The following is a 17,565-nucleotide window of genomic DNA, read 5'->3' as shown; positions in this document are numbered from 1 at the left end:
CCTATGTCATCGTCCTTAACGGTTACTTTAATACAAACTGCCCTGCATTGGGAAAACAAGGCTGCCAACCTGGCCATGCTGGAGCAAAAAATAATGAGCATTGCGGATAAAACCGAAGTAGTGGTGTTGCCCGAAATGTTTAGCACCGGCTTTAGCATGAAGCCTGAGCAGCTTGCAGAAACCATGCAGGGTGAAACGGTTACCTGGATGAAGCGCGTAGCACAGCAAAAGCGCGTGATACTTACCGGTAGTGTAATTATAGAAGAGGGCGGACATTATTATAACAGGTTGATATGGATGTTGCCCAATGGGGCTTCTGGCCATTACGATAAACGGCACCTGTTTGCATATGCCAATGAAGATGCGCATTACAGCCAGGGTAACAAACGCTTAATAGCCAGTGTAAAAGGATGGCGTATTAACCTGCAGGTATGTTACGATTTACGTTTTCCGGTATGGGCCCGCCAGCAAAGTCAGGTAGCTTTGGCCGAAGGCAATGAAGGGCCGGAGTATGATGTTCTTTTATACGTTGCCAACTGGCCCGAAAGACGCAGCCTGCCCTGGAAAACATTATTACAAGCCCGGGCTATAGAAAACCAGTGCTATGTAATAGGAGTAAATCGTGTGGGTAATGACGGAAATGATATTTATCATAGCGGGGATAGCATGGTTATTGATCCGTTAGGAGAAGTGTTGTTTCATCAGCAACATGACGAAACCATATTTACCGTCACCCTTCAAAAGGATAAACTGGAAGAAGTACGCACCCGTTTTCCTTTCTGGAAAGATGGCGATGCTTTTTTAATTGCCCATGAATAACAATACAGTAGCCTATACCGCCCAGGCAGTTTTTACAGGAAATAACCTGCTGCAGAATTATGCAGTACTTACCAGGGAAGGCAAGATAGAAAAGTTGCTTCCATTGGTTTCTTTAGATGCCAGTATTCCGGTGCGTGATTTTGGCAGCGCCACTATTGCACCTCCTATGATTGACCTGCAGCTATATGGTGCAGGCGGCAGGCTGTTATCTGAATTTCCGGATGTAGAAACGCTGAAAACGATTGTTGAACATAACAGGCAAACAGGCACAGGCTATTGTCTGCCTACTATCGCCACCAACAGCAATGAAGTATTGTATAAAAGCATAGATGCTATCAGAGCCTACTGGCAGCAAAGTGGCCGTGGCGTTTTAGGGTTGCATGCAGAAGGGCCGTGGATTAGTAAAGACAAAAAGGGGGCGCATGTAGCTGAATACATTTTTGCACCCACGGTAAGCCAGGTAAAAGAACTGCTGGAATATGGCAGGGATGTGATAAAAATTATTACCCTGGCCCCGGAAATATGTAATCGGGAAATAGTATCACTTATCCGCTCGTATAATGTAGTGGTGAGTGCGGGCCATAGTAATGCTACCTACGAGCAGGCAACTGACAGTTTTAATTATGGCGTTGAACTGGTAACACACTTATACAATGCTATGAGCCCCTTAATACATCGCCAGCCAGGTTTGGTGGGGGCGGCATTTGATCATGATGTTGTGCGTGCTACCATTATACCAGATGGCCATCATGTAGATTTTGCGGCAGTACGTGTAGCCAAGAAAATAATGGGTGAACGTTTATTGGTAATAACCGACGCCGTAACAGAAACCGCCACCGGCCATTACGCGCATCACCAGGAAGGTGATAAATATGTGGTGAATGGCATATTAAGCGGCTCGGCCCTGACCATGAACAAAGCGGTGAAAAACCTGGTGCAGCAGGTTGGCATTTCTTTACCCGAAGCATTGCGCATGTGCAGCCTTTACCCGGCAAGATTATTAAACCTGGTAAAAGATAAGTTTTTGCTGAAAGAGGGGGCTGATGCGGAAATGATTGTGCTGGATAACGATTACAATGTTATGGAGTACGTTGGCTGGCAGAAATAATGTCTTTTACTTTCTGCATTTTACTATCAATACCCTTGCGAATATCAACCGAAGATGGATAAACAGGAATTTCAGGTGTAATGCCCCTGCCATCTTTTGTACAGGTGCTGTCTAACACAATGCGATACATAGGCAGCACTACCATCATTTTACTGTTAGGCAATTTAATAGCCGGTAAATGAACGGAGGAGTTTCCGTAATTGCCACCTCCGGTTTCCTCGCCAACCACGTGTATGTTATTTTGGGTTTTAACCTCAGAAATAAACATAGTGGCAGCTGAAAAAGTAAAGCCACCCTGTAATATATATACCTGCCCGTTAAAATGGTTTTTGTTCAAAGGCTTGAAATGATGCCTTTCGTAATAGCCAAAATGATAACGCCCATCGTCTTTTTTATGGCTGGTTACCCGCATACTTAACCAGTAAATCCAACTGGGATGTATATACCTGCCATAACGGAACCGCCTGCTTTGTGCAGCTACGGTATCCGCCACTTTAAAAGTATGATCTGAAAGGTAGCGGGCCAGTTTTGTGCTGATGGCAATGCTTCCACCACCATTCTCCCGCAGGTCTATAATCAGGTTTTGAATATTTTCCTTGCGTAGCGCACGAAACGAACGCCGGAAAAACCGGCGTAAATGTCCGTTGGAAAAAGTGGTAAGCCGCATATGTCCGGTGCTAAGGGTGGTATCGATACTTAAACTTCTAATGGAAGTACGCTCAGCCTGTTTTCTTTCTTTACGGGTAAGTGGCGGCACAAAATTTCCTGGTGGCCTGCGCCGCCGGGCCGTTCCCGTATCTTTTTTAGGGGTAATGGGAATAAGCAGCGTTTCCTTTTCCACACCTGCAGTATCTATATAACGAACCAGGTAACTGGAGTCCAGCCCGAAAGTGCTTCTATAGTTAGCAGGAAAGTTGAAACTGATGAGCTGACTTTTAAAATTATCTGCATATCCATCCGTGCTTATCAGCTGAAACATGGAGTCCAGTAACTGGTGGGTATTTCTTCCATTAATAGAGGTGATAATAGTGCCGCGTTTCAAAATGCTATCATAGCCTGGAGCGGTGCCAATAATCACCATACTGTCGGCCCAGGTTTTAATAGATAAAGGAAACTGCTGTCCGCGTAGCTGTATGGAAGCCCTGCCATAATGAGCAGGATATCTTACGGCAGTATGCCCGCATTTTATTTTGCTAATTAACCAGGAAAGCCTGTTTCTGAAAGCAGGTAAAGTAAGTGAATCGGTAATGCCTGCGAGTGTGGCATTAAAATAAGTATCAATGCTGTCTTTGGGGGTATACCAGTAAAGTGAAGGATGGTTGGTTTCCAGTATTTTCTTCAGCAGCACTACATCATTCCTCAGCTTTTCCGGGGCATACTTTTGTTGCAATACCTGTTGCGGTGGCTTGCGGCTGGCGCACGACACACACAGGATACTTACAACAAAAGCTGCCGGAATAAGCTTTGCCAACAATGATGCCTTCATCAGTTACAGGTTACTTTTTATTTTTGAAATGCATTCCAGCCCTGGGCTGTAATATCAAAAGTGTTTCCGCCCTTGGTAAGAATTTTTTTACCTTCTTCCAGGTCGGTCATGTAACCAATCACTGCAATTTCTTCCTGTAAAGTAATCTTATCGTAATCTTCCTGCTTCATGGTAAAAATCAGCTCATAATCTTCGCCACCGCTTAAAGCGCAGGTGGTAGGATCAAGCCCAAATTTGAAAGCAGCAGCGCGTGCTTCTTCCGCCATAGGCAATTTTTCTTCGTAAATACGGCAACCCAGGCTACTTTGGCGGCACAGGTGCAGCACTTCACTGCTAACCCCGTCGCTAACGTCCATCATAGAAGTAGGTACAATATCGTTTTTCTCAAAAAACTCAATAATATCCTTGCGGGCTTCCGGCTTTAGCAACTTGCCTACTATATAACTTTCGTTTTCCAGGTCGGGCTGTACCTGCGGGTTTTCCAGGTATATTTTCTTTTCTCTTTCTAATAAAGTCAATCCCAGGAATGCACCACCCACGGTACCGGTTAAACAAATCAGGTCGCCTTTCTGTGCGGTACTGCGTTTTACAAATTTTCCGGGTGTTACTTCGCCAATAGCGGTAACCGAAATGATAAAACCTTTTTGCGAAGCCGAAGTGTCTCCGCCAATCAGGTCTACCTGGTATTTTTCGCAGGCAGCATACACTCCTTCATAAAATTCGTCCAGCGCTTCCACACTAAACCGGTTACTAATGCCTATGCTCATGGTTATTTGTGTAGGAATAGCATTCATGGCGTATACATCGCTCAGGTTTACCACCACACTTTTATAACCCAGGTGCTTTAAAGGGGTGTACATCAAATCAAAATGTACACCTTCTATTAATAAATCGGTAGTTACAACAGTTTGCTTACCAAAATGATCTATTACGGCGGCATCATCACCTACACTCACCACGGTAGAAACCTGGTGCGTTTCAAAATTTTTGGTCAGATGCTCTATCAGTCCAAATTCACCCAAAGAACCTATTTCTGTTCTGTTTTCCATGACTACAATTTACACATTATAATACTTCACCGCCATTTACCACATGTAACAGCTGGTCGTGAATTTTTCCGTTGGTAGCAATAATATGAGGTTGGTAAGGGCTGTAATGGTCACCTTTATAATCAGTAACCTTTCCGCCAGCCTCTTCTACAATTAAAAATCCGGCAGCACTGTCCCATGCCTGCAGTTTATGCTCGTAAAAACCATCAAAACGTCCGGCGGCTACCCAGCAAAGATCAATAGCGGCGCTTCCCAGTCTTCTTACGGGTATACCTTTCCGGATCAGTTTCGGGAAAATATCCAGCGGACCGTTCGGGGCATCCAGGTAAGTGTAGGGAAAACCGGTGGCCAGACAGCTGGTTTTCAGGTCACTTTTATCAGTAACGTGAATTTTATGGTCGTTTAAAGTGGCTCCAAAACCTCTTTGGGCAAAAAATAATTCGTTGATAAAAGGATTGTACACTGCTCCATACAGCATTTCGCCATCTTTTTCCAGTCCAATGCTTACACAGCACAGCGGAATACCGTTGGCGTAATTGATGGTGCCATCAATTGGATCTATAATCCATTTATATTCAGAATTTTGTGGCAACTCGCCTGACTCTTCGGTTAATATATAATGGTCCGGGAATTCAGCACGGATAATATCAATGATCAGAGCTTCGCTTTTATGATCAATTTCTGTTACCAGGTTATTCAACCCTTCTTTGTTGCTGATTTTGAACGGACGGTCGAAATTTTCTTTTAAAACTGCCGCCGCCGCCTCGGTGGCTTTTAATAGAGTCTGTTTAAGCATGCGCAAAGATAATATTGTGCTCAGGTTCGAGAAAAAGTTAAGTTTTATATCTGCGGTTGATATATAAGTTAAAACGAATCAGTAGCTTTAATAATACAAATCATGTAGATTCGCGCCTTTAATAAATAAACCTTGTTGCTTGAATGGCAATTTTTGATATCCAACTTCCACCAGGTATTGCAAAAGCGTTACGATTGCCGCAGAATAGTGCCCGTCGGCAGCAGGATCGTGTATTGAGAAAACTGTTGCGCAAAGCCCGGTTTACTAAATTTGGTCAGAAATACCGTTTCGATGAAATTCTCATGGCCAAAAGTCCATGTAAAGAGTTTCAGCAATTGGTACCTACTTACAATTACAACAGAATTTACGAGGAATGGTGGCATCTTACCCTCGAAGGGCAGCAGGATGTGTGCTGGCCTAAAAAAATCAAATACTACGCGTTAAGTTCTGGTACGAGTGAATCGGCCAGTAAATACATACCTATTACCAATGATTTGCTCAGGGGTAACCGCATTGTGATGATCAAGCAAATGCTCACCTTGCGTAATTATGTAGATATTCCGGTAAAATCCATAGGAAAAGGCTGGTTAATGCTGGGTGGTAGCACCGATTTACAAAAAAATGCGGGCTATTATGCAGGTGACCTTAGCGGTATTACCGCCAAAAAAGTGCCTTTCTGGTTCCAGCGTTTTTATAAGCCCGGCAAAAAAATAGCCCGCGAAAAAGACTGGAATAAAAAACTGGAAGAAATTGTAGAGAAGGCGAAAGACTGGGATATTGGGTTTATAGTAGGTGTTCCGGCCTGGATTCAGATGTGCATGGAAATGATCATTGAACGTTATAAGGTGAAGAACATACATGATATATGGCCTAACCTGGCGTTTTTTGTGCATGGAGGGGTAAGTTTTGAGCCTTATAAAAAGGGGTTTGAAAAATTATTAGGAAAGCCGCTTACTTATATTGAAACCTATCTGGCCAGTGAAGGCTTTATTGCCTATCAGGACAGACAGCACGCCAAAGGCATGCGACTGGTTACCAACGAGCATATTTTCTTTGAATTTGTTCCTTTCGACCATATCAACTTCGACGCCAACGGCGACATGATCAGCCAGCCGCAGGCATTAACTATCGAAGACGTGGAAGAAGGAAAAGATTACGCGATTTTATTAAGCACCAGCGCGGGTGCATGGCGTTATTTAATCGGGGATACCATTAAGTTTGTAGATAAAAAGCGTTGCGAGATAGTGATTACGGGACGTACCAAACATTTCTTAAGCCTGGTTGGTGAACACCTGAGTGTAGATAATATGAACAAGGCGGTTCAAATGGTGGGTGAAGAACTGAATGTGAGTATTCCGGAATACACTGTTATCGGCGAAGCCTACGGTGGTACCTCTTTTTGTCACCGCTGGTATGTGGCATGTGATGACAAGGTTGACAAAGCATTGCTGTGTACTAAGATTGATGAGAAGCTGAAATTGTTGAACGACGATTATGCAGTAGAACGTAAAAGCGCTTTAAAGGAAGTTTTCCTGGATGTTTTGCCGGAAGAAGCCTTTATGGAATTCATGCGTGTGAAAGGAAAAGTAGGGGGGCAGCATAAGTTTCCACGTGTGCTGAAAGGCAAAATGGTGGAAGACTGGAAGAAATTTTTAAATCCACAGTAATATTTTAGGTACTATGGCTTTTGCAGCACTGGTTAAAGGGCTTGCCTTGGGGTTGATGTTGAGTATTTCTGTTGGGCCGGTTATATTTACTATCATCAAGCAAAGTATAAATAACGGCCACAAGGGCGGATACTTTTTTATTGCAGGTGTTAGCGCCAGCGATATTACTTTGGTAGTAATATGTAACTTATTTACCACTATATTTCAATCGGCCATTGCACATGAAAGAACTATCGGCATTGCCGGCAGTGTCTTTTTAATTGTATTGGGCATATATAACTGCTTTTTTAAAAAGGTGGTGATTGCCAGCGAAGAACATGTAAAAAGCAAGGTTTTTCGAAAGCGTGACCTCGCGGCTATTTTCTTTTCCGGATTTTTTATGAACAGCCTTAACCCGGGAGCCCTTTTATTCTGGTTTGCTGCTTCTGCTACCATACTGGCGGATTCTAAAACAGAAGCTCATCCCATTCAATACCGTATCATCATTTTTGCCACCTGTTTAATATTTGTGTTTTTATCTGACCTGGCTAAAGTGTTACTGGCGGGAAAAATACGCTCTAAGCTTACTGCACATAACATTCATATCATCAACCGTATTTCCGGTTTAATATTAATGGGTTTTGGCGTAGCGCTTATTTGGGGCATCTTAAGCCACAACAGCGTAATGGGCCACTAAATTCAGGAATACAGTATCTGTTTGTGGTAATTGATTTAACGCCGTATTCACACAAACCCGCGTAGTTTTAAGGTATGCTTAAGAACATTCTTACCGCTATTTTTTGCCTGTTTCTGTCCCTAACCAGAAGCTCCATACTAACCGCACAAACCACGCAGCCTGTTCCGTCTGACTTTTTTCAACTGAAAAAGAAAAACAGGACGGTGAAAAATTATTTCAGAGGAACCTATGCACAATTCTGGTTCGATGGTGACCAATGGGTAGGGGGAACCATTACTAAAATAGCCCACGACTCTATCTGGATACGCGATCAGCGCATAGACCTGGTGCAAAGAGGTTTTGGAACAGTAATAGATACTATCTCCTACGATTCCTATAAAATACATATCAACGACATTACCGCTACGCCCCGTTTGAAAGAAAACTGGGCCTTTGTTAAAAACGGGACCTTATTTCAGGTAGGCAGTGGTGCTTATATTGTTGTAAACGTGGTAAATGGTTTTGGAAAAAATGCCGACCCATTGTTCGGTAGCAAAAACGCTCCCAAACTGGGCATAGCTTCCGGTATTTTTTTACTGGGTACCCTTATGCACTGGTTGTATAAACCCGAAATACGGATAGGAAAAAAATACCGCTTACAATATGTTCATGCCAGTTAGAAAAAAGGCATATTTGATTCCTATATCTTTGTCGGCATGGCTAAATTCTTCCGTTGGGTTTTACGTATAACTCTTATCCTTTTTATTACTTCATTACTATACACAGTAATATGTAAATGGGTTTTTCCTCCTATCACACTTACACAAACGGGCGCTGTATTTGGCGGCTATGGTTTAAAACGTGATTATGTTAGCTGGGATGAAATTTCGCCCAACGTTAAACTGGCAGCTATGGCCAGTGAAGACCAGCTGTTTCCTGACCATGGTGGTTTTGACTGGAAGGCGTTGGAAAAAAGCCTGAACGCCAATCCTAAAAAGAAGAAAAAAGTAAGAGGTGGTGGGGCAAGTACCATTAGCCAGCAAACTGCTAAAAACGTGTTTTTATGGCAGGGCAACGGTGCCTTACGCTATATACGCAAAGTGCCGGAATTTTACTTTACCAAAATGATTGAATGGACCTGGGGCAAAAAGCGGATTTTAGAAGTTTATCTGAACGTGATTGAAATGGGCCCTGGCATTTTTGGCATTGAAGCCGCAGCGCAGAAATACTTTGGTAAACCAGCTAAAAACCTCAGCAGAACAGAAGCAGCAATGATAATAGCCTGTTTGCCGAACCCCAAGATATATACAGTGAAACCTGTTAGCCGTTGGGTGGGCTGGAAATCGAAATTGATTTTACGCCAGATGAACAATATCCAGGATGACCCTGATGTACAGGCACTCATGTACTAACGATTGTACGGTTTGTTTTATATTTGACCAAAAGGATTGCTGTGAGCAGAATTATTACCAAACTACCACAGGTGGGTACCACCATATTTACTGTTATGAGTCAGCTGGCCGTTGAGCACAACGCAGTAAATCTTGGCCAGGGCTTTCCTGATTTTCCCATGGATGGCCAGTTAACAGACCTGGTAAATAAGGCTATGAAAAATGGTTATAACCAATATGCACACATGCATGGTTATTTGCCTTTGAGGGAAAAAATTGCCGAAAAAATCCAAAAACTATATAATACCTCTGTTAGTGCAGACTCGGAAATAACTGTTACCCCCGGCGGTACCTATGCATTATATACAGCCTTAACAACAGTGCTTGTACCTGGTGATGAGGTTATTGTTTTTGAGCCAGCCTACGATAGTTATGTGCCGGCCATAGAACTCAATGGAGCCAAGCCGGTGTTCATTTCGCTTAAATACCCGGAGTATGCTGTACCATGGGAAGAAGTGCGTAATAAAATAACGTCCCGTACAAGAATGATTATGATTAACACTCCTCATAACCCAACGGGAAGTGTGTTAAGTGAAGAAGATATGGTGCAGCTACAGAGTGTTGTAGAAGACACCAACATTATCATTGTAAGTGATGAGGTGTATGAACACCTGATTTTTGATAATATACCACACCAAAGCATTCTGCGTTTCCCCCGTTTACTGGAAAGAAGTTTTGTTTGTTTTTCTTTTGGCAAAACTTACCACTGTACTGGTTGGAAGATGGGTTATTGCGTAGCGCCGGCTGATATAACTGCAGAGTTTAGAAAAGTGCATCAGTTTAATTGTTTTTCTGCAAATACCCCGGTGCAGGTTGCATTAGCCGAGTTTTTACAATACGAAGAAGCGTATTTATCACTGGGCCAGTTTTTACAACACAAGCGCGATTATTTTCAACAGCTGATGATGCAAACGCCCTTTAAAGCCTTGCCTTCTTATGGAAGCTATTTTCAATGTTTTAGCTATGCACACCTGACAGATGAAAATGACAGACTTTTTGCGGAAAGGCTGGTAAAAGAAGCAGGCGTTGCTACTATTCCGGTATCTGCTTTTTACAGCAATGCAGAAGATAATAAAGTGCTTCGTTTATGCTTTGCCAAAAAGGCTACTACACTGGAAAGTGCTGCCAAGCGCCTGAGTAATTTTAAACTGGGTTAAACGGTTTTAGGAAGATACCGGCACAGTTTATAATACAGTTCGTTAGGGTCAATGGGCTTGCGTACATAATCGTTGAGATTGCTGGTGTTAACATGTTCAGCAATTTCTTCCAGCGAAGAAGCAGTAAGTGCGATGATAGGAATTCTGGTATTGAATTTTCGGATTTCAGCACTGCTGGTTAAACCATCCATTTCAGGCATTTGCAGGTCCATCAATACCAAATGGTAATCATTATTCAGGCATCGTTCCAATGCTTCCTGTCCGTTATAGGCAACATCCACAGTGGCTCCCCAGTCTTCGAGTAAATTTTGAACTACTATAATATTAAACTCGTTGTCTTCTGCTATCAGTATTTTCCGGCCTTTGAATATGGCATTGTCGCTGGCAGGAAATTCTGTGACAGCCAACAGCTCCTTAGCATGTTGCAATGGGATGCGGATGGTGAAAGTAGATCCTTTGCCAGGCTCACTATCAAGCACTATAGAACCTTGCATCAGCTGTACGGTTTTACGTACAATAGAAAGCCCAAGGCCTGCACCGCCAAATCTTCGGGTATTATCACTTTCACCTTGTATAAAGTATTCAAATATTTTTTCCTGCTTTTCATTGGCAATGCCGATGCCTGTATCAACGACCATAAAGTCTACTATCAGTACATCGGTATTTGACTCAACCAGCACTGCTTTTATTTCTATGCTGCCTTTGAGTGTAAACTTAATAGCGTTGTTTACCAGGTTGCTTAATACAGCGAATAACCGGGCGCCGTCTCCATGAATAACGTCGGGAATGTTTTCATCGTATTGTAATAGCAGTGCAATGTTCTTTTGCAGAGCCAGTGGAGCAAACCCAATGGAAATACTATTTAGTAGCTCCCTTAAGTGAAAGGTTTCGTTATTTAATTGCTGGCCGCCATTTTCGAGTGTATTAAAATCAAGCACATCGTTTATCAGGTGCAGTAATGTTTCACTGCTTTGTCGTAAATAGGTAATGTACTTGGTTCGCTCTTCTTCACTTTTCACTTTTCCGTTCAACAGCTGATAAGTGAAGCCCATAATGGCATTCAATGGTGTTCTTATTTCATGGCTTACGGTATTTAAAAATTCCGTTTTAATCCTCGATGCCTGCTCGGCTACTTCACGTGCCTGTTTCAGTTCATTTTCCTTTTCCACTTCTTTACTTATGTCGCGTAAGAAGCCATTGAAGTAGCAGAAGTTATTGTGTTCAATGGTAGTAATGGTAAGTTCTACAGGAAACAGGTTGTTGTTTTTTCTCCTGGCCTGCAATCGCATGCGCTTATCAAGTATAGTGCTTTGCCTGTTTCTCAGGAAACGGTTAAACCCCTCTTTATGCTGTTGTATAAATTCTTCCGGAATAATAAGATCTGACAAATACTGGCCTTTAGCTTCTTCATAGCTGTAGCCAAAAATTTCTTCGGCAGCACGGTTCCAGTTAATAATCATACCTTCTTCATTCACCGTAATCATGGCGTCGAGTGAAGAAGAAATGATGCCGCTTAGCATGCTGTCCTGCCGCTTTACTTCATCCCTTGTTTGTTGTAGCTGTTTCAACCGTTGTTCCAGCACATGATTTAACCGCTGTGTTTCTTCCATTTTTTCACGAATCACTTTTTGCGTTTGCGCTTGTGTGAGGTCGCTTAGTAAAGAAGACAACACAATGCTTTGTGGTAGGAAGGCTGCGAGGTAATGAATAATGCCGGCGTCTTTATAATACCGTGCTGTTTTCTGGTAAGTGTTATCGAAAACTCTTTCTGCCAGTGGGGGGCCGAAATTGATATTGATGTAGGCAAACATTTTATCAATCAGCAGCTGCATTTGCTGTAACGAAGCTTCGCTATCTGTATGTTGTTGTGCAATCTGTAATTGTTTACTAACCTGATCAAAAAGTCCGCTACCGGCATTACCAAATATGGCTGAGGCTTCCTGCAAACAGAAATCAATGAATATGGCAACCAGCTTTAGTTTTTGAACAGGTTCTGTATCAAACAGAAGAGAAAAAAAATGGTCATTTACCAGGGCGGGGAATCGTTGTTTAACAGCTGCTCTTAGCTTTTCCCGGGTGTATTTTTGTTCAGGGTCAAGATTGGTTAAATAGTGTTCAAAGGAAATGTAGTTGCGGATAAGTTCGTCGGCAGGTTTTCCCTTTACCTTTCTTCCCACGGCAATAAGCCTTTCGGTTTGTTTAGGCACAGAGATCTCCTTTATCAGAAAATCAAATAACAATTCAAACCCACTACCTTCCGGCACAGTGGATTTAGACCTGTTAAATAACTTACTGAATGTTAGAGAACCTATGTGGAAAATCCGTTTCACTGCTGTTTATTCTCCTTTACCTGCTTTGTACATAGAACGATAGCCTACTAAGCTAAGCATCCAGGTAATTACCAATGCAAGAAACCAGCCTAATGCTCCGCCTGTGCTACCAAAGAGGTAACGAAACAGGTTAAAATTGTAAAAATGATCTACCTGCATGTGTAAATGACCAATTGCCATTACTAAGAAGCCCCATGCCATTAGTTTCATGCCCTTACCAAACTTACCACCTTTGAGGGCATTGGCTGTCATAAAAGCAAATACTACGCAAATAAACAGGAATGGAAGCTCCATCAAACCGAAATAGAAATTGACATCATGAACGTCCGGATGCATGATGCTATTACCGGTTAATAAAGTGGAACACCCGGCTTTCTGACCAAAAGAAACAGTAACGATTAGCATAAGCAGCAAGGAAAGAGTGCTTTTGGTAAGCAGTGAAGTTTTCATGTAATAAGGCGTTTTGCTGTATTTAAAATATGTTATTACAAATTAGAATAAATAAAATCAAAAGACAGCCACATATCACATCTTTTTACCGTTCATCCTGTTCAGGGTGGTGTGCGAAAAATTGATATAAGGTGTAAATGGTTGAAAAATAGCTACTTAATCCATTTATGGCTATTTTCTTAAAACAGTAACCTGAATAAAACTGGTACTATGTGTTGCATAGTACTTAAAAATACCCCATCTTTGTATGGTAAAACAAACAAACTCCCTGTTATGGATATACAAAATACACAAAGCCAGATGCGGAAAGGGGTATTGGAGTTTTGCATTCTTTCCATAATTCGCCAGGGTGAAGTTTACCCCAGTGATATTGTTGAAAAAATGAAAGCTGCCAACCTTAACATCCTGGAAGGCACTTTATACCCACTGTTAACACGTTTAAAAAACGCTGGATTTTTAACCTACCGCTGGGTAGAAAGTGTTTCAGGTCCACCACGTAAATATTTTCTGATGACAGAAACCGGCCTCGATTTTTATGCAGAGCTTGAGAAAACATGGAAAGAGCTGGCCGATGCCGTACATGCACTTACACAACCTTTAGATCCAACTAACGATAACCAACAAACTATATAATCATGAGAAAGATTATCAACATAAATTTTCAAGGCAGGGTAATTCCGATAGAAGAATCTGCCTACGATATATTAAAGCAGTACATAGAAAGTCTTCGCGTTTTCTTTGCGAAAGAAGAAGGATGCGATGAAATTATCAACGATATAGAAGGCCGTATAGCAGAACTGTTTAACGAATCGCTGAAAAAAGGAGCGCAATGCATTACAGATGAGGAAGTAAACCTTGTTATCAGTAGCATTGGACGCCCAGAAGACTTTGACGATGATGAAACAAAAGTAAAAGAACAGTTACAGGGTGAAGAAGCAAAAGCAGGCAGTAGCGCTGGTGCTGCTGGCGCCCAGGCCAAAGCTTCAGAACCACGCGGACGTTTATACAGGGATGGGGAAGATAAAATTTTGGGTGGTGTATGTGCCGGTGTGGCCAGCTACTTTAGAATTGACCCTGCTATAGTGCGTATGTTATTCGCTGTAGTAACCATTGGTGGATTTGGCTCAGGCTTTTTACTGTATATATTATTATGGATAGTGCTGCCCGTAAAAAAGCTGGACCGGGCAGCTATCAGCAAACGTTTATACCGCAATCCTGAAGACAAGGTAATTGCCGGTGTGGCAAGTGGCGTTGCTGCCTATTTTGATGTAGCCGTATGGATACCCAGGATGGTATTTGCATTTCCTTTGGTAATAGCTGTATTAACCTCTATCTGGCGTAACATATTTGGCGATTACTTTTCATTCCCCACTTCTATCGTTTTCAGTTCTTTTGGAAGTACCTTCTTCCTGATATACGCCATTTTATGGATGGTAATTCCTGAAGCAACTTCTGCCAGTGAAAAACTGGAAATGCGTGGTGAAAAAGTTGACCTGAATTCTATTAAAAACACCATCCAGGAAGACCTGGGCAACTTTAAGCAAAAGGCTGAAAAATGGGGTGAAGATTTTAAAAGCAAAGCTCAGCAATGGGGTGACGATGTAAATCAGGCATTTCAAACCCAGGGAAAGCAATTTGGTAAAGAAGCTTCCGGCGTAGGCGTAAGAGCAGGGAACCGTTTAGGTAATGCTATTGGAATTGCTTTTAAAGCTTTCTTTTTGATCATTGCCGGTATTATTGCTTTTACATTGTTGTTAGGATTGATAGCAATGGCTGTAGGTGGAGTTAGCCTGGCACCATTGAAAACCTATTTCCTGGATGGTTTCTGGCAAAACACATTGGCTTTGGCTACCGTTATACTCTTTTTAGGTACTCCGGTTTTGGCCTTGCTTACCTGGTTAATTCGTCGTATTGTAGGTGCGCGTTCTAAAAACCATTACCTGGGCTATATTTTTGGTGGTTTATGGGTTATTGGATTAATCTGTGCTATTTGTTTGGGAACTGCCATTACTAAAAGCTACCGCTCATTTGACGGTGGTGAAAATGAAGTGACTTTTACACAACCTGCTAAAGGCAAGCTGTTGGTGAAGTTGGAAGATGAAAATGCCAACTACTATGGCGAAGACATTTGGTTTGGTTTTCATTGGGATACACACGAAGCGCCTTTCGTGGGACTGTCAGAAGACAGCCTGTTAATGAGAACTGTTCAGGTGCGTATTGTAAAAAGCCGGGACTCTTTATTTCATACAAGAACAGTGAAATTAAGTTTTGGCAGCACTGCATCAGAAGCAAGAAAACGAGCGGAAGAATTGATGTTTACTCCTAAGCAAGTGCAGGACTCTGTATTGGTTTTGCCACGGGGATTTGTAATAACCAGTCAGCAAAAGTTTCATGCCCAGCAGGTAATAGTGGTAGTAGAAGTACCTGTAGGTAAGAAAATTGAATTGGACGAAAGCATTAACGATTATAACAGCATGAGTGTAAATGTGAGCAAGCGTTATAAAAGCAAAAGAGGTCGTCATTGGTCAGTAGATTGGGAAGATAATTGGGATTACGACTTTAACTGGCAGGAGAATGTAGAGTATGTGATGACAGAAAATGACGGTTTGAAATCTACCCGCGAGAAAAAGCATGATAAAGAAGATACTCGTCAGCAGTTGGAAGAACTGGAAAAAGAAAGACTGAAACTGGAGAAAAAAAGAGAAGAACTGGAACGCAAGTTACCCAAAGACACCACTGTTTCCCAGGAGCAGGCAAGTGTATCAGAACCAGAGTCTTTAAGTCCGGCTCCCTCTGGAATGCTGTTGTTGAAGTTTATTCCCTAACAGTCATTCGCTTCTCCTATTTTTGCGCCCAAAACAAACATCTTTACATGAAGAGTACTCCTTTTACCCAAAAGCACATTGCATTGGGCGCAAAAATGGCTGCATTTGCCGGTTACAACATGCCCATCAGTTATAGCGGTATCAACGACGAGCATGCTACTGTACGTAACAATGCAGGCGTATTTGATGTAAGCCATATGGGAGAATTTATGTTAAAAGGCGCTGGTGCATTAGACCTGATTCAAAGAGTTACCACAAACGATGCATCTAAACTAACCAACGGCAAAGCACAGTATAGCTGCCTTACCAATACTACAGGTGGCATTGTGGATGACCTGATTGTGTATTGCATAGAGGAAAACAACGTTTATATGCTGGTGGTGAACGCGTCTAACATTGAAAAAGACTGGAACTGGATTCAGCAGTTTAACACAGCAGGTGTAGAAATGCACAACATCAGTGAGAAAACCTGTTTATTGGCCATTCAAGGTCCTAACGCCAGCAAAATATTACAACCTCTTACCAACCAGGATATCTTAAATCTGAAATATTACACTTTTGCAAAAGGCACTTTTGCAGGAGTTGACAATGTACTGATCAGCGCAACGGGTTATACCGGTGCGGGTGGAATTGAAATTTATTTTGAAGATGCCAATGGCGCTGCTGATAAAATATGGGATGCCATATTTGAAATTGGTGCTCCACAGGGTTTAAAACCTATTGGTTTAGGTGCAAGAGATACCCTGCGCCTGGAAATGGGTTATTGCTTATATGGTAACGATATCGACGATACTACTTCTCCGCTGGAAGGTGGTTTGGGATGGATTACCAAGCTGACTAAAGAAACTTCTTTCACAGCAAAAGAGATCCTGGAAAAGCAAAAAGCAGAAGGCATTCAGCGCAAACTAATTGGATTTGAAATGGTTGACAGAGGTATTCCCCGTCACGACTATGTTATAAAAGACGAAGCTGGTAATGTAATTGGTAAAGTAACCAGCGGAACACAGGCTCCTTCTTTGAATAAAGCGATTGGATTAGGCTATGTGCAGCTGGCACATTCCGCAATCGGGTCTGACATCTATATAGATATCCGTAACACTCCTGTAAAAGCGAAAATTGTGAAATTTCCGTTTGCATAACAACAACTTATAGTAACAAAAAAGGCCCGCTTGCGGGTCTTTTTTGCTTTATTCCAAGATGTGAATAAAATGGATAATATATTTTTTTCTCTTATTTAGTATGCATTTCATAGAACTATTTATGCATTTCTATTGTTATAAGAATAGTTGAGCTGGCCGGTAGGAACAGTTTAATGAATAATAATTTCTTTTACAATAATTGAAATCCCATTTTACCGTAAAAAATTGCTGTTTTTATGAAACGATTCTCCGTAGCCCTTTTAGCCATGTTACCCCTATTTTTAATTTCTTGCCAAAGTGCCCGTGTTCAATCCGGAAAAGCTATCTATTGCCCTGGTGTTCAACTGGAAAAAGTGAGTTCGCAGGGTGAAATGATAAGTGATTTTGACTGGCAGAATGTTTCCGGTGAGAAAACGTATGTGAGTATTACAAACCTGCAAAACGGAAAAAGAACCCGTACACAGATTTTAATGCGAAAAATGACAGGTACAGGCTCGGTAGTGGTGAGTATCAATAAAAATGCTGCAGAAGCGTTAGGCATGGCGCAAACGGGGATGGCTCCTGTGGAAATCAGATATATCAAAAGAACGTTATAACAGCTGCTAAAGCTTGCATAAAATAAGATAAGGGCGC

Annotated in this window: 16 protein-coding genes; 11 read left to right on the top strand and 5 right to left on the bottom strand. The window is 42.0% G+C overall.

The window, feature by feature from the left end; genetic code table 11:
- Positions 1 to 3 precede the first annotated feature (3 nt).
- On the top strand, positions 4 to 819 hold the full coding sequence (locus tag FLA_RS27485; protein ID WP_076376395.1) for an amidohydrolase: 816 nt from the start codon (positions 4 to 6) through the stop codon (positions 817 to 819).
- Positions 812 to 1,927, top strand: coding sequence for an N-acetylglucosamine-6-phosphate deacetylase (gene nagA, locus FLA_RS27480; RefSeq protein WP_076376393.1), 1,116 nt, complete (start codon positions 812 to 814; stop codon positions 1,925 to 1,927). The genes FLA_RS27485 and nagA overlap by 8 nt, the downstream gene beginning before the upstream one ends.
- Here nagA and FLA_RS27475 read toward each other — a convergent pair.
- From FLA_RS27475 to FLA_RS27465, 3 genes are read right to left on the bottom strand one after another with little or no spacing between them, the layout of a single operon-like run.
- Complete coding sequence (locus tag FLA_RS27475; RefSeq protein WP_076376391.1) at positions 1,899 to 3,413, bottom strand: S41 family peptidase; 1,515 nt, start codon at positions 3,411 to 3,413, stop codon at positions 1,899 to 1,901. The two genes, nagA and FLA_RS27475, sit on opposite strands and share 29 nt — an antisense overlap.
- A gap of 17 nt (positions 3,414 to 3,430) precedes the next feature.
- Entirely contained in the window at positions 3,431 to 4,462 is a 1,032-nt protein-coding gene (gene thiL, locus FLA_RS27470; protein WP_076376389.1) for a thiamine-phosphate kinase, read from the bottom strand.
- A 16-nt stretch (positions 4,463 to 4,478) separates the two neighbouring features.
- Positions 4,479 to 5,258: an inositol monophosphatase family protein gene (locus tag FLA_RS27465; RefSeq protein WP_076376387.1), complete on the bottom strand. Its 780-nt coding sequence runs from the start codon at positions 5,256 to 5,258 to the stop codon at positions 4,479 to 4,481.
- Positions 5,259 to 5,401: 143 nt separating this feature from the next.
- On the opposite strand from FLA_RS27465, the gene FLA_RS27460 reads away from it, so the two are divergent.
- From FLA_RS27460 to FLA_RS27440, 5 genes are all read left to right on the top strand, one after another.
- Entirely contained in the window at positions 5,402 to 6,925 is a 1,524-nt protein-coding gene (locus FLA_RS27460; protein WP_076376385.1) for a GH3 family domain-containing protein, read from the top strand.
- Positions 6,926 to 6,938: 13 nt separating this feature from the next.
- Positions 6,939 to 7,601: a LysE family translocator gene (locus tag FLA_RS27455; protein WP_076376383.1), complete on the top strand. Its 663-nt coding sequence runs from the start codon at positions 6,939 to 6,941 to the stop codon at positions 7,599 to 7,601.
- Between the two features lie 74 nt (positions 7,602 to 7,675).
- Positions 7,676 to 8,260, top strand: a complete 585-nt coding sequence (locus FLA_RS27450; protein ID WP_076376381.1) for a hypothetical protein — start codon at positions 7,676 to 7,678, stop codon at positions 8,258 to 8,260.
- Between the two features lie 36 nt (positions 8,261 to 8,296).
- Positions 8,297 to 8,992 (top strand): monofunctional biosynthetic peptidoglycan transglycosylase, encoded by a 696-nt coding sequence (gene mtgA, locus FLA_RS27445; RefSeq protein WP_076376379.1) that lies wholly within the window; start codon positions 8,297 to 8,299, stop codon positions 8,990 to 8,992.
- 41 nt (positions 8,993 to 9,033) lie between these two features.
- Positions 9,034 to 10,188 (top strand): methionine aminotransferase, encoded by a 1,155-nt coding sequence (locus FLA_RS27440; protein WP_231940340.1) that lies wholly within the window; start codon positions 9,034 to 9,036, stop codon positions 10,186 to 10,188.
- On the opposite strand, the gene FLA_RS27435 is transcribed toward FLA_RS27440, so the two are convergent.
- The gene (locus FLA_RS27435) at positions 10,185 to 12,395 is read right to left on the bottom strand and encodes an ATP-binding protein (RefSeq protein WP_170022699.1); all 2,211 of its coding nucleotides are present in this window, start codon (positions 12,393 to 12,395) and stop codon (positions 10,185 to 10,187) included. The genes FLA_RS27440 and FLA_RS27435 overlap by 4 nt on opposite strands.
- A gap of 129 nt (positions 12,396 to 12,524) precedes the next feature.
- Positions 12,525 to 12,968 (bottom strand): hypothetical protein, encoded by a 444-nt coding sequence (locus tag FLA_RS27430; protein WP_076376373.1) that lies wholly within the window; start codon positions 12,966 to 12,968, stop codon positions 12,525 to 12,527.
- Positions 12,969 to 13,241: 273 nt separating this feature from the next.
- On the opposite strand from FLA_RS27430, the gene FLA_RS27425 reads away from it, so the two are divergent.
- From FLA_RS27425 to FLA_RS27410, 4 genes are all read left to right on the top strand, one after another.
- Positions 13,242 to 13,601, top strand: coding sequence for a PadR family transcriptional regulator (locus tag FLA_RS27425; RefSeq protein ID WP_076376371.1), 360 nt, complete (start codon positions 13,242 to 13,244; stop codon positions 13,599 to 13,601).
- Between the two features lie 2 nt (positions 13,602 to 13,603).
- Positions 13,604 to 15,793, top strand: a complete 2,190-nt coding sequence (locus FLA_RS27420; RefSeq protein ID WP_076376369.1) for a PspC domain-containing protein — start codon at positions 13,604 to 13,606, stop codon at positions 15,791 to 15,793.
- Positions 15,794 to 15,840: 47 nt separating this feature from the next.
- Positions 15,841 to 16,932, top strand: coding sequence for a glycine cleavage system aminomethyltransferase GcvT (gene gcvT / locus FLA_RS27415; protein ID WP_076376367.1), 1,092 nt, complete (start codon positions 15,841 to 15,843; stop codon positions 16,930 to 16,932).
- A gap of 236 nt (positions 16,933 to 17,168) precedes the next feature.
- Positions 17,169 to 17,528 carry a hypothetical protein gene (locus FLA_RS27410; protein ID WP_144263974.1) on the top strand — a complete coding sequence of 120 codons (360 nt, stop codon included), beginning with the start codon at positions 17,169 to 17,171 and terminating at the stop codon, positions 17,526 to 17,528.
- Positions 17,529 to 17,565: the final 37 nt, after the last annotated feature.

This window comes from Filimonas lacunae (assembly GCF_002355595.1).
GTDB classification, from domain to species: Bacteria; Bacteroidota; Bacteroidia; order Chitinophagales; family Chitinophagaceae; genus Filimonas; species Filimonas lacunae.
This window is presented reverse-complemented; position numbering and strand designations above follow the sequence as displayed.

Coding starts and splice junctions, on each gene's coding strand:
- FLA_RS27485 (WP_076376395.1), top strand. CDS start 4: ATGTCATCGTCCTTAACGGTTACTTTAATACAAACTGCCCTGCATTGG.
- nagA (WP_076376393.1), top strand. CDS start 812: ATGAATAACAATACAGTAGCCTATACCGCCCAGGCAGTTTTTACAGGA.
- FLA_RS27475 (WP_076376391.1), bottom strand. CDS start 3,413: ATGAAGGCATCATTGTTGGCAAAGCTTATTCCGGCAGCTTTTGTTGTA.
- thiL (WP_076376389.1), bottom strand. CDS start 4,462: ATGGAAAACAGAACAGAAATAGGTTCTTTGGGTGAATTTGGACTGATA.
- FLA_RS27465 (WP_076376387.1), bottom strand. CDS start 5,258: ATGCTTAAACAGACTCTATTAAAAGCCACCGAGGCGGCGGCGGCAGTT.
- FLA_RS27460 (WP_076376385.1), top strand. CDS start 5,402: ATGGCAATTTTTGATATCCAACTTCCACCAGGTATTGCAAAAGCGTTA.
- FLA_RS27455 (WP_076376383.1), top strand. CDS start 6,939: ATGGCTTTTGCAGCACTGGTTAAAGGGCTTGCCTTGGGGTTGATGTTG.
- FLA_RS27450 (WP_076376381.1), top strand. CDS start 7,676: ATGCTTAAGAACATTCTTACCGCTATTTTTTGCCTGTTTCTGTCCCTA.
- mtgA (WP_076376379.1), top strand. CDS start 8,297: ATGGCTAAATTCTTCCGTTGGGTTTTACGTATAACTCTTATCCTTTTT.
- FLA_RS27430 (WP_076376373.1), bottom strand. CDS start 12,968: ATGAAAACTTCACTGCTTACCAAAAGCACTCTTTCCTTGCTGCTTATG.
- FLA_RS27425 (WP_076376371.1), top strand. CDS start 13,242: ATGGATATACAAAATACACAAAGCCAGATGCGGAAAGGGGTATTGGAG.
- FLA_RS27420 (WP_076376369.1), top strand. CDS start 13,604: ATGAGAAAGATTATCAACATAAATTTTCAAGGCAGGGTAATTCCGATA.
- gcvT (WP_076376367.1), top strand. CDS start 15,841: ATGAAGAGTACTCCTTTTACCCAAAAGCACATTGCATTGGGCGCAAAA.
- FLA_RS27410 (WP_144263974.1), top strand. CDS start 17,169: ATGAAACGATTCTCCGTAGCCCTTTTAGCCATGTTACCCCTATTTTTA.